Annotated in this window: 22 protein-coding genes; 11 read left to right on the top strand and 11 right to left on the bottom strand. The window is 69.2% G+C overall.

Annotated elements, in window-relative coordinates:
* Positions 1-81 precede the first annotated feature (81 nt).
* Positions 82-1,308 carry a helix-turn-helix transcriptional regulator gene (locus tag ABZX40_RS13730; RefSeq protein ID WP_355735033.1) on the top strand — a complete coding sequence of 409 codons (1,227 nt, stop codon included), beginning with the start codon at positions 82-84 and terminating at the stop codon, positions 1,306-1,308.
* Here ABZX40_RS13730 and ABZX40_RS13725 read toward each other — a convergent pair.
* The 9 genes from ABZX40_RS13725 to ABZX40_RS13685 all read right to left on the bottom strand — a co-directional run bounded on the left by ABZX40_RS13725 (position 1,289) and on the right by ABZX40_RS13685 (position 6,244).
* On the bottom strand, positions 1,289-1,951 hold the full coding sequence (locus ABZX40_RS13725) for an HAD family hydrolase (RefSeq protein WP_355735030.1): 663 nt from the start codon (positions 1,949-1,951) through the stop codon (positions 1,289-1,291). The genes ABZX40_RS13730 and ABZX40_RS13725 overlap by 20 nt on opposite strands.
* A gap of 69 nt (positions 1,952-2,020) precedes the next feature.
* Positions 2,021-2,182: a hypothetical protein gene (locus ABZX40_RS13720; RefSeq protein WP_355735027.1), complete on the bottom strand. Its 162-nt coding sequence runs from the start codon at positions 2,180-2,182 to the stop codon at positions 2,021-2,023.
* Between the two features lie 67 nt (positions 2,183-2,249).
* Complete coding sequence (locus ABZX40_RS13715) at positions 2,250-2,909, bottom strand: HNH endonuclease family protein (RefSeq protein WP_355735024.1); 660 nt, start codon at positions 2,907-2,909, stop codon at positions 2,250-2,252.
* A gap of 136 nt (positions 2,910-3,045) precedes the next feature.
* On the bottom strand, positions 3,046-3,276 hold the full coding sequence (locus tag ABZX40_RS13710; RefSeq protein ID WP_355735021.1) for a hypothetical protein: 231 nt from the start codon (positions 3,274-3,276) through the stop codon (positions 3,046-3,048).
* Positions 3,277-3,285: 9 nt separating this feature from the next.
* Positions 3,286-3,621 carry a hypothetical protein gene (locus ABZX40_RS13705; protein WP_355735018.1) on the bottom strand — a complete coding sequence of 112 codons (336 nt, stop codon included), beginning with the start codon at positions 3,619-3,621 and terminating at the stop codon, positions 3,286-3,288.
* Positions 3,618-4,043 (bottom strand): hypothetical protein, encoded by a 426-nt coding sequence (locus tag ABZX40_RS13700; RefSeq protein WP_355735015.1) that lies wholly within the window; start codon positions 4,041-4,043, stop codon positions 3,618-3,620. The genes ABZX40_RS13705 and ABZX40_RS13700 overlap by 4 nt, the downstream gene beginning before the upstream one ends.
* Positions 4,044-4,313 carry a hypothetical protein gene (locus ABZX40_RS13695; RefSeq protein ID WP_355735012.1) on the bottom strand — a complete coding sequence of 90 codons (270 nt, stop codon included), beginning with the start codon at positions 4,311-4,313 and terminating at the stop codon, positions 4,044-4,046.
* Positions 4,314-4,316: 3 nt separating this feature from the next.
* Positions 4,317-5,072, bottom strand: a complete 756-nt coding sequence (locus ABZX40_RS13690; RefSeq protein ID WP_355735009.1) for an N-acetylmuramoyl-L-alanine amidase — start codon at positions 5,070-5,072, stop codon at positions 4,317-4,319.
* A gap of 23 nt (positions 5,073-5,095) precedes the next feature.
* Positions 5,096-6,244 (bottom strand): hypothetical protein, encoded by a 1,149-nt coding sequence (locus tag ABZX40_RS13685; RefSeq protein ID WP_355735006.1) that lies wholly within the window; start codon positions 6,242-6,244, stop codon positions 5,096-5,098.
* A gap of 171 nt (positions 6,245-6,415) precedes the next feature.
* On the opposite strand from ABZX40_RS13685, the gene ABZX40_RS13680 reads away from it, so the two are divergent.
* The 10 genes from ABZX40_RS13680 (at position 6,416) to ABZX40_RS13635 (ending at position 12,720) form a co-directional block, all read left to right on the top strand.
* Positions 6,416-7,138, top strand: a complete 723-nt coding sequence (locus ABZX40_RS13680) for a hypothetical protein (protein ID WP_355735004.1) — start codon at positions 6,416-6,418, stop codon at positions 7,136-7,138.
* A 103-nt stretch (positions 7,139-7,241) separates the two neighbouring features.
* Positions 7,242-7,565: a hypothetical protein gene (locus tag ABZX40_RS13675; protein ID WP_355735001.1), complete on the top strand. Its 324-nt coding sequence runs from the start codon at positions 7,242-7,244 to the stop codon at positions 7,563-7,565.
* Positions 7,562-8,638 carry a glycosyltransferase gene (locus tag ABZX40_RS13670; protein ID WP_355734998.1) on the top strand — a complete coding sequence of 359 codons (1,077 nt, stop codon included), beginning with the start codon at positions 7,562-7,564 and terminating at the stop codon, positions 8,636-8,638. The genes ABZX40_RS13675 and ABZX40_RS13670 overlap by 4 nt, the downstream gene beginning before the upstream one ends.
* On the top strand, positions 8,635-9,303 hold the full coding sequence (locus tag ABZX40_RS13665; protein WP_355734995.1) for a sugar phosphate nucleotidyltransferase: 669 nt from the start codon (positions 8,635-8,637) through the stop codon (positions 9,301-9,303). The genes ABZX40_RS13670 and ABZX40_RS13665 overlap by 4 nt, the downstream gene beginning before the upstream one ends.
* A complete protein-coding gene (locus tag ABZX40_RS13660) occupies positions 9,293-9,946 on the top strand; it encodes a 2OG-Fe(II) oxygenase (RefSeq protein ID WP_355734992.1) in 654 nt (217 codons plus the stop codon). Before ABZX40_RS13665 ends, ABZX40_RS13660 begins: the two co-directional genes overlap by 11 nt.
* A gap of 102 nt (positions 9,947-10,048) precedes the next feature.
* On the top strand, positions 10,049-10,717 hold the full coding sequence (locus tag ABZX40_RS13655) for a glycosyltransferase (RefSeq protein WP_355734989.1): 669 nt from the start codon (positions 10,049-10,051) through the stop codon (positions 10,715-10,717).
* Positions 10,717-11,241 carry a class I SAM-dependent methyltransferase gene (locus ABZX40_RS13650; RefSeq protein ID WP_355734987.1) on the top strand — a complete coding sequence of 175 codons (525 nt, stop codon included), beginning with the start codon at positions 10,717-10,719 and terminating at the stop codon, positions 11,239-11,241. Before ABZX40_RS13655 ends, ABZX40_RS13650 begins: the two co-directional genes overlap by 1 nt.
* Positions 11,217-11,699: a DUF6221 family protein gene (locus tag ABZX40_RS13645; RefSeq protein ID WP_355734984.1), complete on the top strand. Its 483-nt coding sequence runs from the start codon at positions 11,217-11,219 to the stop codon at positions 11,697-11,699. The genes ABZX40_RS13650 and ABZX40_RS13645 overlap by 25 nt, the downstream gene beginning before the upstream one ends.
* The gene (locus tag ABZX40_RS13640) at positions 11,696-12,325 is read left to right on the top strand and encodes a glycosyltransferase (RefSeq protein ID WP_355734982.1); all 630 of its coding nucleotides are present in this window, start codon (positions 11,696-11,698) and stop codon (positions 12,323-12,325) included. The genes ABZX40_RS13645 and ABZX40_RS13640 overlap by 4 nt, the downstream gene beginning before the upstream one ends.
* A 185-nt stretch (positions 12,326-12,510) precedes the next feature.
* Positions 12,511-12,720 (top strand): hypothetical protein, encoded by a 210-nt coding sequence (locus ABZX40_RS13635; RefSeq protein ID WP_355734979.1) that lies wholly within the window; start codon positions 12,511-12,513, stop codon positions 12,718-12,720.
* On the opposite strand, the gene ABZX40_RS13630 is transcribed toward ABZX40_RS13635, so the two are convergent.
* Both ABZX40_RS13630 and ABZX40_RS13625 read right to left on the bottom strand, forming a co-directional pair.
* Positions 12,717-13,775 (bottom strand): hypothetical protein, encoded by a 1,059-nt coding sequence (locus tag ABZX40_RS13630; protein WP_355734976.1) that lies wholly within the window; start codon positions 13,773-13,775, stop codon positions 12,717-12,719. The genes ABZX40_RS13635 and ABZX40_RS13630 overlap by 4 nt on opposite strands.
* On the bottom strand, positions 13,768-14,262 hold the full coding sequence (locus tag ABZX40_RS13625; protein WP_355734973.1) for a hypothetical protein: 495 nt from the start codon (positions 14,260-14,262) through the stop codon (positions 13,768-13,770). The genes ABZX40_RS13630 and ABZX40_RS13625 overlap by 8 nt, the downstream gene beginning before the upstream one ends.

Here is a 14,262-nt window from a genome sequence, read left to right as displayed (position 1 = left end):
TAGGGCTATTGAGGTGACCTGTAGCCAATAGCAGGACTCTGGGCGACACTTGACGCTGAACTCCACGCCGAAGGAGCAGCAGTGGCCAAGTCCGAGAGCAACGCGAGGCTCAAAGCAGCACGGATCGCTGCCGGATACCAATCTCAGCAGGGCCTCGCCGATGCCCTCGGTGTCGGAGTCCGGCAGGTCCGCCGCTGGGAATCCGGCACCCCGCCGTGGCCGCAGCCCGAGGTAGCTCAGGCTCTCACGCGCATCCTCGGACAGGATCTGGAATCCCTCGGATTCACCCGGCCTGGCGGTGCGGGGCTCGACCCCGGTCGCCGTGCCGTCGTCGCGGCCACCGCAGCGGCGGTGGGCCTGGCAGCCGTCCCTACGCAGGCCGTCGCCATGCAGCCCGCCACCGCAGCCGACGACTACGAGGCCGTGACCCGCTCGCACCGCCGTCTGTACTGGTCCGTCGCTCCCGCCACTCTGCACCCGGCAACTCTGGCGCATGCCTCCCTTGGCTGCGCCCTGCTGCTGGAGACGGCCGGCCAGACCCGGCAGCGGGTAGCGGCGGCGCTCGCCGAGGCCTGGCTGCTGGCCGGGCGGATCGAGTTCTTCGACCTGAGGGACGCCGACCGCGCGCAGCAGACTCTGGTCCGTGCCCTTCAGGCTGCGGGCGAAGCCGATGACGCGCTGCTCGGCGCCGGGGTCCTCGCCCACACCGCATTCATTCCAGGATGGGTTGGCGACCGGGATGCGGCAGTGGAGCGGATGGTGGCCGCGCGGACCTACGCCCGGCGCGGCCCGGCGTCCGCCGAACTGCTCGCATGGCTCGACGCGGTCGAAGCGGAGTGCGAGACCCGGTGCGGCAACGCTAGGACAGCGCTGCACCTGATCGGCCACGCCGAGGACGTCCTCACCAAGGGGAGCCTTCACCCCTCACCTCTCTGGCTGGACTGGTTCTCCCCAGTCCGGCTGGCCGCCTTCAAGGGGAACACCCAGCTCACAGCCGGGCATCTGCCGCAGGCCCGTGCCACGCTCCTCGGTGTTCTCGACGCCCTCGATCCGGCCGAGGAGAAGCAGCGCTCGGTCATCCTCGGCGACCTGGCCGCAGTCGAGGCCGCTGCGGGCGATCCCGAGGCCGCCTGCCGGTACGCGGTACGCGCCCTCGATCAGTTGGAGCGCACCTGGTACGCGATGGGCATGGACCGCGTCCGGGAGGTCCGCCGGACTCTGGCGCCGCACCAGCACGAGCGGTGCGTGCGCGAGCTGGACGACCGGCTGTACGGATGGTCTACGACGGTCAGCGCGCTTGCTCGTTGAAGTGACGGATCTCCCCGGAAAGCTCTGAGAGGCTGTCGACGCGGAACGTGGGCAGTTTCTGCGCCTGCTCGGACCGCCACTGGATCGTCGCCCATGGCCCGCGACGTACGAGCGCGGTGTGCATCCCGGCCTGGCGGGCGGGCGCGATGTCGTTGTCGACGCGGTCGCCGACGTACAGCATCTCGCCGGGTTCGGCCGGGACGGCCTCGGCGACGCGGTCGAAGAACGCGCGGTCCGGCTTGGAGGCGCCCCAGTCGTCGGAGGTGCCGATCAGGTCGACGTCGGTGCTGAACAGCTCGCGGAGGAGCGTCCCGGCGCGGACGGTCTGGTTCCCTGCGATACCGAGCCAGAGCCCGTCCGCGCGCAGGGTGGCCAGCGCGTCGCGGACGTCGGGGTAGAGATCCTCTTCCCCGAAGGACTCCGGCTTGCCCGCCTCGGCACGGCGCTCACGCTCCGCATAGAGGTCGAAGCCGGGCCGGAACTCCTGGAAGGTGTCGCGGTAGTCGCGGCCCTGGGCGATGACGGCGCCGAACGTGGAGGCGAAGGTGTGGCGGGGTACGCCCAGCCAGTCGGCCCAGGTGCCGTACTCCCGGGTCTCGTCCACAAGGCACTCGCCGACGTCGAAGATCACAGCGCGAATCATGGGGCTGAGGGTACCGGGACACGACGAAAGCCCCTCCCGCCCGAGGCGAGAGGGGCGGCTCCCGGCGGGTCAGCGGCGGGCGAGGCGGGCGCGATAGATGTGAGACGCGGCCACGGCCGACGCCGCGACACCCCAGCCGAACCACCAACCGAAGTGCGGCTGGGCGGCGATGAGCATGATCGCTCCGCTGGCGACCATCAGCACATCGCCGTACTTGATGACCCGGGCCATGGTGTCCCCCTTCCGGCAGTGGCAACCATCCTAGGCCCCGCCCCCAACAGACAGGCGGGCCAAGCGCCTACGCGACCTCCCACTCGACCACCGTGTCCGTGCAGCCAGCCGCCAGATGCAGCAGCCGGGCCTGCTCGGTCGCGTCGACCGCAAGCCCCCACCGCAGCTTCGTCGCCGTCCACTCTGCGGTGTACCGGCACAGGGCCGACGCCGCCGGGGGCAGCCACTCGGCCGGATCCTGGTCAGACTTGCTCCGGTTCGACGCCGCAGTCACCGCGACCAGCGACGAGGCCTGGCCCTGGTCGTTCGCGTACGCCTCGCGCCGGGCCGGCGTCCACTCATCCGCCCCCGAGTCCCACGCCTCCGCCAGCGGCACCATGTGGTCGATATCCAGCGACCCCGCCGCCGTCACCAGCTTCTCGTCGTAGTACGACGTCCACTCCCCGCCCGACAGCGCGCACCGGGCGCCGACTGTCGGAGCGGCCACCGCCTCCGCGATCAGGACCTCGGCGCGCGTGTTGCAGCCGTCCGTCGGGTTCAGGCCCGCGTTCCAGTGCTTGAAGGCGTCGCGGGTGTAGCCGGTGCGGTCCTCGGCCGCGACCGGCAGCAGACCCACCGCCACGCCGATCCGGGCGGACTCGGCGGCCTGTGCGGGCGACGGGATGACGACGAGGGACGTAGCAGCGAGAGCAGCGGCAGCGAGGCCGCGCACAACAGATTTGATCATGTTCTGTTGATAGCGGCGCAGCAGAGGCGCACGCACAGCGATCACGGCGCGCGCCCCCCGTGTGGGTGGAATCGTCATACCGGAACGACAGAACGCCCCCTGCCACGGTCATGGTGACCGTGGCAGGGGGCGGGGACTACTCGCGTCTTGCGTCCTGAATTTTCCGGAAGTCGGGATCTTCGAACAGATCCGCCAACGCCTCCTGCACAGGTAGCGTGGTGAGGTCGGCTACTGCGAGGTACCGCACGATGCCGATGATGGCGTCGACCAGTCCGACGACCATCCCTTCGGGAGACCGGCAACTCTGCATTTCCTCTGCCTCTTTCGGTTGGATGAATCGCCCCCGACCGGTGGTCACCACGACCACCGGTCCAGTTCACACGTCGATGTGGTCAAGGTACGGGCGGGCCCGGTCCGGAATCGGACGTGGCGCCGGAGGCTCCAGCCCGGCACCCCGGATGTAGCCGACGAGACTGCGCCGGTCATCGACGAGCCAGGCGATCGCCGCACCCTGCCCGGTCATCTGCTCCTGCTGCTCCGTCTGCCGCGTCTCCAGACGCTTGATCTCCCTATCCATCCGATCGGTCACCGCGGTGAAATCGTCACGCCGCTCCTGCCGCTTGGTACGGCGGGCGGAACGAGCGGCAACGACACCGCCGATCGCCCCAACCGCCGCCAGCCCGGCCTGCACCCACGTGTCCACAGCCGTCATGGGCCGCTCACTCTCTTCATGCGGGGAGGCTCACGCCATCCCGCCACTACCAGCACCGGTACAGCAATCGCCGCCCACACCGCAGCGGCCACCCAGCCGCGCGGGAAGTCGCCTTGCAGCCAGGACGCGAGGTAACTGGCCATCCACGGCAGGACGATCAACGGCAGGGCGAGGAAACCGGGCCAGTCCACGCCTTGCGGCATCCACGCCGCCGCGACCGCGATGATCCCGGACACCATCCACAGCCAGCCCCACACCTCCAAGGGCAGCAGCTGCACGGCCAGCGTCAGACCGCGCTGATCCGGCTGCGGGGAGATCAACTGCCCGTACCCGTACAGCGCCCACACGGTGCCGTACGAGAGGAGGATCGCGCCGCGGCGGCCCAGCACGCGGGCCAGCCGCCGCACTGCACGGCACCTCACCTAGACACCCGAGGCAGTGGACGCCGAGTTCTTGACGCCGACGAACTGGGCGAACACGCCCTTGATGAGGGAGCCGACCGCAGCCAGTCCGGCCACGCCGACGGTCTCCCACAGGGATGCAGAGAACATATCGCCAGGTCCGGCGGCGAGGGCGACGCCCCCGGCGGCGACGAGGAATGTCCAGATGACGCGCTCGGCGAGGTCGCGGGCGTAGGCGGCGGCGGTCTTCACCACGGTCTCGGCGTCGTCGGGCAGTGTGAACTCGGGCATGATCTACCTCTTCTCCAGCGCGGTGACGCGCTTCTCCAGTGCGCCGAGACGATCCTCGACGGTGGGCTTCGGGGTGGGCTTCGGCGCCGGCGTCGTCGTGCCGGGCGACCAGGACGCGGGATGCTTCAACCGCTCCGCCACGTCCTTGCGGAACTGCCCCATCGAGAACACGAACCGACCGCGCGCTCCATAACCCTCGACCGGGCCGCGCGGGTCGACCTTGCCCTCGACGGAGGTCTCCAGATGCCCGGCGCAGGACTCCCCCGACCAGCCGTAGGTCCGGCACAGTGCCGCGTTGATCCGCACCCACGCGTCGTACTGGACCCGTGGGTAGGTGTCCTTGTTGTCGCCGCGGTTCTCCGTCTCGATCCCGTAGCTGACGTCGTTCCCGTCGACCGTGCCGGTGGACTTCAACGGCTTCGGGTGCACGGTGCGCTCGTTGAGGAAGCTGTCGTACGCGTTGCGCGCCATGGTCCCCGCGTGGTTCGCGCGGCCCGCGCTGCACATGGTGGCCACGCCGGTCTTGGCGAGGTAGATGTGCGCCAGCGGGCCCGGCAGACCGGCCACACCGCTCTTCGCCACGACATCCCGCGAACTGCTGCCCGCCGTGTGATGGTTCAGGACCATGTGGACCGGCCCGAAAGCCTTGCCCGTCTCGTCATCCCGTTCGCGCGCACGCCAGCCCGGGTATTCGCTGATCCGCACGCCCTCGGCCTTCAGGATCGCGACGAACTTGTCCGGGGTCAGGGGTGTCGCCATAGAACTGCCTCTCTCTGAAGTCGTCACGTCCACGTACCGGGGGTCCCCGACGCGGTGCACAGATGCCAGCCGCCGGCCGAGTCGAGGACCACATCACCGGCCGTCCACGCACCCGTCGACGGGGCGCCGGCGCTGGCCTTGAACCCCGCCAGCCGGAGAGCGGTCAGGCCGTTCTTGCCGCCGAGGGACGCGACGCCGGTGGTTGGGTCGAGGGTGTGGACGGCGCCGCCGTAGAGCGCCGTGACCGACTCGAACTTCCCCTCAAGCTGCACGTTCTGGGCATCTGCCGAGAGCCGCAGGTAGGAGTGCTGGGTGCCCGTGAAGTCGCCGCCGGACCAGTTGGATATCAGGAGGTCTGAGCCGGCGGCCTCCAGGTCAAGAGCGCCGCCGCCGCGGCGGAATCGGTAGCCCTTGCCGGTGCCGAGGACGGCGAGGTCGGCGCCGTTGACGGTGAGGTCGCCGGTGAAGGTGGCGCCAGCGAGAGATGCCTTTGCGTCAAGGGCGACGGAGAGGCCGGTGACCTGGGCCTGAGTGACCGCGACCGGGTCGCTGCTGCCGACGCTGTGAGTTGCGGCGTGCGCGAGGGGGGTTCGGGCGTCGGTGAGGCGTCCGTCGTTCCCGGCGCAGACCGTGGTGGCGGTGGTGCCGAAGGCCACGGTGAGGGTGCGGTCGGCGGTGAGGGTACCGCCGCCGGTGAGACCAGTGCCCGCGAGGATCTGGCGGGAGGTGGGCGGGGCGCCGATGTCCGCGGCGTCGAGGTTGACGATGCCGGTCTCGCCGTTGACGGAGAGGACAGCGGGCATGGACACGGTGCCGGTGGAGGACTCCACCTCGATGAGGCCCGGTAGCGCGACGGTCGGGGCGGCGGCGGGGAGGCTGATGTTCCACGCCTGGCCGGGCGCGTTGGTGAAATTCTCGTCGACTCGGTAGGTCCAGCCGGAGGGTTCGAAGCCGTCGGCATCGGTGGCGAGGAGTTCGACGGTGAAGTCGCCGGAGGCGCCGATGGTGGCGTTTTCGCTGCCGAGGGCGATGACGCCGTGTTCGGCGGAGACGACGCGGGCTACGGACGGGGTGAAGCGGAGGGTGCCCGTGGGGATGCGTCCTGCGAGGGTGCGGTAGCCGCTGGTTCCGGCGGTGACGGTGACCGTTTGTATGCCGTCGGGGAAGGCCATGGGTTCCTCCTACCGCCACGCCTCCTTGGAATCGTAGCCTAGACGTACGCGTGTGCCTGTGATTCGTAGGCTACAGTTCGGGCAGCCTTCGCTCAGAGGCTGACGGCAGGGGCTTCCGTGCGGGTTGACCCTGCCGTCCACAACCCGCGCCACACCCGCACAGGAGCAGCCATGCATGACCCGCTCACCGTCGCGTTCGAGATCCGCCGCCCCTGGCCCCAGCGCTCGCCCCTTCCAGCAGCAGGCCACGCGTCCGTGCGGTGGCGCATCCGCCTCCACCACGACTGCGTCTCCGCGTGTCAGGACGATCCACCTCACCGGGACGGCGCGTTCCCTTGGTGGCGCCCCTCCAGCTACAGCGCGTTCTCGCGCCTCAACGGCCGGGACTACTACTGGCCTTCCCTGATCACTGTGTGGCATCGCGAGCCGGGCGGACGCGATGGCCTCTCCGAGTGCGGGAAGCGCGTCCAACGCAGTGATGGCACCTGGCGGTTCTCGCGTGCGTGGCGCTGGCATGTCCACCACTGGAAGATCCAGTTCAGGCCGTACCAGAATAGGCGACGTCGCCTCCTGACCCGCTGCGCGTGGTGCGGCGGACGCGACCGCAAGGGTGACGCCGTCAACTTCTCGCACCAGTGGAACGGTCCGCGCGCCCGCTGGTGGCAGGGCGAGAGGGGCCTCTTCCATCACGGCTGCTCGTCGATCGAGCGAGCCCACTCGACCTGCGTGTGCGTGAGGCCCGTGCTCGACAGCGACACCTACGGGCGGTGCGCGAGGTGCGATCTCTTCCGCCCGTTCGGATTCACCGACGCCAACCTCGCGCGAGCACGGGAGTTGCAGACCGTGCCCCGCGGTGGTCGTCGTCCCGACGCCGGAGAGAGGCCCACGCCGTGACCGTGATCTGCCACGTCCTGGGCTGCCTGTTCGCGTTCTTCATGCTCGCCCCGCACGGACCCGTCACTCACGACTACCAGCCCACCACAGTGCGGAGCAGCCGATGAGCAAGAACGCCAACCCCTCCGCCTACAGCGGCTTGGTGGTCCAGCAGTACCGGGCCGACCACGGCGGGCAGCGGTGGGTGTTCCGCTGCTGGGGCACCGACACCTGCGACGGCGCACTGTCCCTCGACCACACCAGCGAACAGTCTGCGGGACGGGCACTGACCTCTCACATCGCGGAGTTCCATCAGCCGGGCAGCCCGGCGCCGGAAGTGGAGATCCGCATCACCGGCGACCTCACAGAAACGCAGCGCCTTGAGGTGAACCGACTCATCGACAAAGCTGCTCGGCGGGTTACCCGCAACGGCGGAGCAAGTCAATGACCGCGCAGACCATCGCGCCCGCCCACCCCGCCTACAACACCCCACTCGCCCTACGCGGCCCAAGCTGGCGCGACCCCTTCGCCGCGATACCCACCCTCGACGTATTCGCCTGGGCAGCCGACAACGCAGGCTGCGGCTACTACCGCGCCCAACTCCCCATGCAGGGACTCGCCGCACGCGGCTACGCCACCCACCACGGCACCCGGCTCCCCCAGCCCGTCCGCCACAACCGCGACGTCACCGTCATCGGCCAGCGCGTCTGCGACCCCAACCCCAGCATCCTGTGGCAGCAACTCGCAGCCGAAGGCCGCAAACTGATCTACGAGGTGGACGACGACCTCTTCAACATCGACCACCGCAGCCCGAAAGCCCACCAGTACTACGGCCGGCCGGATATCCGCGACAACATCATCCGCAACATCCAGGTCGCCGCCGCAGTGACGGTGACGACGGAGCCGCTCGCCAACATCGTCCGCCAGTGGAACCCCAACGTCCACATCATCCCCAACGCCATCCCCGACTGGCTCGTCGACCACACCCCACGCCAGCGCACCGACGGCACCATCACCATCGGCTGGGGCGGCTCCGCCACCCACAACATGGACTGGGGCCACGCCGACCAGCAAATACGCCGCTTCCTCCAACGTCACCCACAGACGGAACTCCACTGCATCGGCAACGACTACGGCGCACTCCTCCGCGCACCCCGCCGCCGCTTCACTCGCTGGCAGCGGAGTGTTGAGGACTACTACCGGACCATCGACTACCACATCGGCGTCACACCGCTCCTACCCCACGTCTTCAACCAGTCGAAATCCGCGATCAAAGCCCTGGAATGCGCCGCCCTCAGCATCCCCGTCGTCGCCTCCGCCGTCCGCCCGTACGAGGACTTCGTCCAGCACGGTGTCACCGGCTACCTCGTACGCCGCGACCACGAATGGGCCCAGCGCCTCCGCACCCTCGCCACCGAGCCCGAGACGCGGGCAGAGATGGGCGCCGCCGCCCACGAACACGCCCGCCGCTTCACGATCAGCGCCCTCGCACCCTTCTGGGAGAAGGCGGTCCTCGGATGAAAGGCGTCATCCTCGCCGGTGGACGCGGCAGCCGCCTCGGCGACACCACCCGCGTCGTGAACAAGCACCTGCTGCCCGTCTACGACCGGCCGATGATCTACTACCCGATAGCCACCCTCCGCGCCATGGGCGTCGACGACATCCTCATCGTCACCGGCGGCGAGCAAGTCGGCGGCTTCGCACAGCTCCTCGGCGGCGGCTTCACCTACCGGGTGCAGGAACGGCCAGACGGGATCGCCGGGGCGCTCACTCTCGCTGAGGGGTACGTGGACGGCCTGTTCCCGGTGATCCTCGGCGACAACTACTTCTCCACCATGCCCGCGATGCCCAGCGAACCGGCCATCTTCACCAGCCCCACCGACCGGCCGCAAGCCTTCGGGATCTACGACCCGGGCAGCGAGCAGATCGTGGAGAAGCCGACGAATCCGCCGTCCAATCTCGCAGTGACCGGCCTATACGTGTACGACACCGACGCCTTCCAGTTCATCCGCACGATGACGCCCTCAGCCCGGGGCGAGCTAGAGATCACCGACCTGAACAACGCCTACCTGCGGTGCGGGCTGATGGACGTACGGGAGGCCCCTGGCCTGTGGTCGGACATGGGCACCCCCGACTCCCTGCTCATCGCAGCCCTGCACGCAAAGGAGAACGCCCGTGCCGCCTGACCTGGACTGCATCAGCCCGGAGCGATTCGGTACCGCGGCCCCGTTCCCGCACGTTGTCGCCGACGGGCTGTGGGACCCAGCGCTGCTAAGCGCCTGCGCCGCCGAGTTCCCGCCCGGCGATGACCCACGGTGGATCACCTACCCGGACCCGAAGGAGATCGGGAAGCGCGCCGGCGCCTCGAACATGTGGGGCCCGGCCACGCGCAGTTTCTTCGAGACGGCCCGCTCCGCGGAGACCTGCCGCGCGCTGGAGAGGGCGACTGGTATCGGGCCGCTCACGGCGGACGATCTCGGCGGCGGGATGCACATGACCGGCGAAGGCGGTCGGCTGGCGATGCACCGCGACTTCTCGTTTCACCCGACACTCCGGCTGGAGCGCCGTCTCAATCTGCTCGTCTTCCTGAACGAGGAGTGGGCTGCCGAGTGGGGCGGCGTCCTGCACCTCGGCACTGGGCAGGTGGTCGCAGTCGAGCCGCTGTTCAACCGGACCGTGCTGTTCGCGTGCGGTCCGGAGTCGTGGCACGGACACCCGGACCCGATCGTCGGCGACCACTGGAGGAAGAGTCTCGCGATCTACATGTACGCACCCCTGCGCGAGGAGACCGACAGAGCCCACAGCACTATCTGGAGCGCCGATGCCTAGGCCCCGCAGGCTCTTCGTCCGTTGCGGCGACCGCTTCGGCTGGCTGACCGCCGTCCACGACTTCACGACGCAGACCACGGCACCAAGCAAGCAGGTTGCCCCATGACCGCCCTACACCGTGCCGCTATCATCCCGACGCGCGACCGGCACGAGATGCTGGCCGACTGCATCAACTCCGTGGTGGACCAGGTGGACCGGGTCATCGTGGTCGACAACGGATCGACGCCGCCGATCGACCCCGAGCAGTGGCACGGCAAGGTCGGAGTCCTGTACGTGGCCCTCGACCCGCCGAACATCAGCCTCCTGTGGAACCTCGGCCTGAACTGCGCTGCCCAAGCCACGCCGACCGACGAATGGGACGCGATCGTCCTCAACTCCGATGTCGTGGTGCCGCCCGGCTGGGTGGACGCGCTGTCGACCGCGATGCGTTCCACGACCGCGGTGCTCGCCTACCCGGACCAGGCAGGCGGCCAGCAGCAGGTCCTTCACACTCGGGCGGAGCCGGTGGACCTGCGGCAGCGGATCAGCGGGTACGCCTACATGCTCCGAGGCGAGAGCAGGCTCCGCCTGGACGAGTCGATGGCCTGGTGGTACTCGGACGATGATCTCGACTGGCGTGCGCGCGAGCAACGCGGGGCGCTCCTGGTTCCCGGGCTCGCGGTCGAACACCGCTGCCCGAACGCATCCACGGCCGAGCGGCCCGATCTTGCGGAACAAGCGGGCCGGGACCGGCAGACGTTCATCAGCAAGTGGGGAAGGGCGCCGCACTGATGCATCCCGAAGCGCGCGACGGGCTGGCCCGGCAGCTCGATTCCTCTGGCCTGGATCTGACGGCACCGTGGCGGGTGCTGGATCTTGGCGGCCGGGACATCAACGGCAGCGTTCGTGATCTGCTGCCGGAAGCGAAGTGGACGGGCCTTGACATAGAGCCGGGGCCCGGCGTGGACCTGGTGCACGACGCCACCGGGCCGTGGCCGGCCGACTGGGATCGGTTCGACCTGGTGGTGTGTACGGAGGTGCTGGAGCACGTCGAGCGGTGGGCGGCGCTCCTGCGGACGGCGTCGCAGGCGTTGGAGCCGGACGGCCCGGAGTCCCTGTTCGTGACGTGCGCGTCGACGGGGCGCCTGGAGCACGGGGCGTCGGGTGGTCCGCGTCCTTTGCCGGGCGAGTGGTACGAGAACGTCTCACCTGCGGCCCTGCGGGAGGGGCTGGTGGGGCTGTTCCGGTACTCGCATGTGGAGTATCGGGCGAATCCGGGGGATGCGTATGCGTGGGCGCAGGGGGTGCTGCGGTGAGCGGCATCGTGGAGTTCCTGCGGGCCCGCTACGAGGAGCGGCGGGCGCTTGCGCTCGCGGCGACGGCCGGACCCTGGACGGCGGAGATCGAGTTCTACGAGCCGCGCAAGCCGCTCGTGCAGATCTCCACGGGGTCGGCGCCCGTCAGCCTGCCGGGCTATTTCGGGGTGCGGCCGGTCGCTGAGCTCGAAGGGAACGGAGACGGCGGGGTCCTGACGGCTGCGGACGCGGAGTACATCGCCGCCAACGGCCCGGATGCCGCGCTCGCCGACCTAGACGCCAAGCTTGCCGTGCTCACGGTCTACGAGGACGCCGAGCGGAGTCTTGCTGCCACCGGGACCGGTACTCCGCCGTACGACCTGATGACGGGCGCGACCAACACCATGCGGCACGCGCTCCGCTTCCTTGCGGTGCCGTTCGCCGCGCACCCGGACTACGACGAGAAGTGGCGGCCATGAGCGCCTTCGGGGAGATCACCGTGTGCATCCCCGCACACCCGGCCCGGGTCGAGAACGGCATGCTCGTGCGGGCCGTCCAGTCGGTGCGCGCGCAGCTGCTCCCGGCCGCCGACATCAGCATCGCCATCGACGAGAACGGCGACGGCGCAGCCGTCACCCGGCAACGCGCCCTCGACGCGGTCGAGACCGAGTGGGTTGCCTTCCTCGACAGCGACGACTGGTTCTACCCGGAGCACCTGCGGGTGCTGGCCGCCGGGGCGAAGATCTTTCACGCCGACTACGTGTTCTCCTACTACATGGTCCACTTCCCCGATGGCCGGCCGTGGCCCGCCAATGACCCGCTCGGCCACTTCGGAAAGCAGTTCAACCCGCAGGCCCCGCACCAGACCACGATCACCACGCTGGTGCGGACCGAACTAGCGCAGCGGGTCGGGTTCTTCGACCCGCCCGAGGGCAGCATCGTCGGCGGCCACCGGGGTGGTGAGGACTGGCACTTCACGGTGGGGTGCGCGGAAGCCGGGGCCAAGATCGTGCACGTGCCCCGGCGGACGTGGGCATGGTCGCATCATGGAATGAACAGCTCGGGCATCCCGGGGCGCGGCGACGCTGAAGGGCGGGCGTCATGACGGGGCCGGAGCACTACCGGGCAGGCGAACGCCTCCTGAGGCAGTGCAGCGAGTTCGGGTCTGGCGAGCGACGCGGCAGCATCGCCGCCGAGGCGCTTCCTCGCCGCGCTCACCGCAGCCGTCGCCACCCACCACCACCCCGACACCATCGCCTGGAACCAGGCCCTCAACCCACAGGAGCCGTCGTGAACCAGCCTCAAGGCCAGCAGGTCAGCATGGAAGACGCGCTCGCCGCATTTCGGCAGCGCTGCGGCGAACTCGCCGACGAGAACGTCCTCCTCAAAGCCCGTGCCGCCAGCCTGGAACGGCAGATCACCGGTCTGGAGGCAGAGAACGCCCGACTCCGCGAAACGCCGCAGCCGAGCCCGGCGGACGCGGGCAATGAGCCGGGCTAGGCAACGCGCTCCATGATCGCGTACGCGGTCAGCGTGTTCGACGCGGACGCCGCGCCCCAGTCCGCCGTCACAACCAGATCAGCCGACGCCGTGGTGTCCCGCACCACCGTGCCGTCCGAGTAGTTCATCTGGATGTCCGCTACCGATCCGGTCTGTGTACTGTTCCGGCGCTCCTGGAACGCGGCAAACCACGTCCCGCTCGCCCCGGTGCTCACGCAGATCACATCCGCCTCCACGCAGGACTCCTTGTCCGTCTGCGCCGTCCCGGAGAGCGTGGTCGCGCCCATCTGCGCGAGCAGCGTCCCAGCGAGACCACCGAGACGGAGCCGCCACGTCATCGTCGCGCTGGCCAGGAAGCTGATACCAGTGACGACCCGGATGCGGTAGATGGCGCCGACGACCGCATCGTTCGCGGGGATCGTCAGCGAGGCGACCACCGTCTCAGCGGTCGTGTTCGCGACGGTCGTAACTGAGGCTGGTTTGTTCCGGTAGACGGTGGCACCGCCGACCAGTCGGAGATCGCCGCCGATCACAAACGAATCGTCCGTCTTCAGCGTGTTGGCAGCAGACCGGAACAAGTTCACGTCCGGGGCGATAGAACCACCTGGGCCCCACAGCGTCGTCCCGTCCGCCTCGATCAGGTGCCGGTTCTGCGTGTCGCCAGACACCCGCGTGGACAGAATGTCGTCGCCTGCCGCCGAGGCGAGGACGGCGATGCTCGCCGCCGACCCTGAGCCCCCGATGTTCAGTTGTCTGCCACCGGTCAGGTCGAGGTCCGCGTTGAACGTGGAGCTGCTGTTGGGGATCTGCACCCAGGACGCGGACGCCGGCGCGGTGCCGTTGGAGAAGTACGTGCGGAACGAGGTGTCGGTCTCCATGATCGGCTTGCCGGAGTACGGGGACGACGGCCGGGTCGTCGACGTGACGGGCTGGAAGCCGGCCGCTGCATCGAGTCTGTCCAGGTTCTGGCCGATATCGGTCGTGTAGTTGACGTCCTCAGAACCGTCCGAGGCCGACTTGTAGAGACCGAGGCGGGTCGTCGGAGTGTCAGGCACGGGATGCCTCCTTCGAATCGGGTTCTACAGGGAGACCTCCGTACAGGCGTCTCCAGCGGCCGACGTCGGCCATCTCCCGTTTCGCACGGAAACCGGCGACGCTGGTCCCGGGCCGCTGCCGGATCACGTCCAAGGGGCTGGTCTTGGCCCGGTCGAAGATGATGGTCTCCCGTGCCGCCTTCACCACCGCATCGATGCGATCGGCCTGCGCCTGACGCGCCTCCGCCGTACTGCGCGCGGCCATCACCGCGACCGGCGGCCCATCCGCAGCGTCGTCGATGAACGCCTCATGCAGCACCAGATCGAGCAGGGTATCCACATCGTCCGGATCGATACCGAACTCAGCGGCCCGCCACTCCAGCGTCTCTTTCGGGAACAGGTGAGTGACGCCGTGCCCGTCGGCCGCCCGGGTCACGACATGCCAGCAGTCCGCTCCTCCGTGCCGGTGCTCCTCCACGGACTCCACCGTGCGGACGCGTGCTCCCAT

Source organism: Streptomyces sp. NPDC004610 (assembly GCF_040609715.1).
Taxonomy (GTDB): domain Bacteria; phylum Actinomycetota; class Actinomycetes; order Streptomycetales; family Streptomycetaceae; genus Streptomyces.
This window is presented reverse-complemented; position numbering and strand designations above follow the sequence as displayed.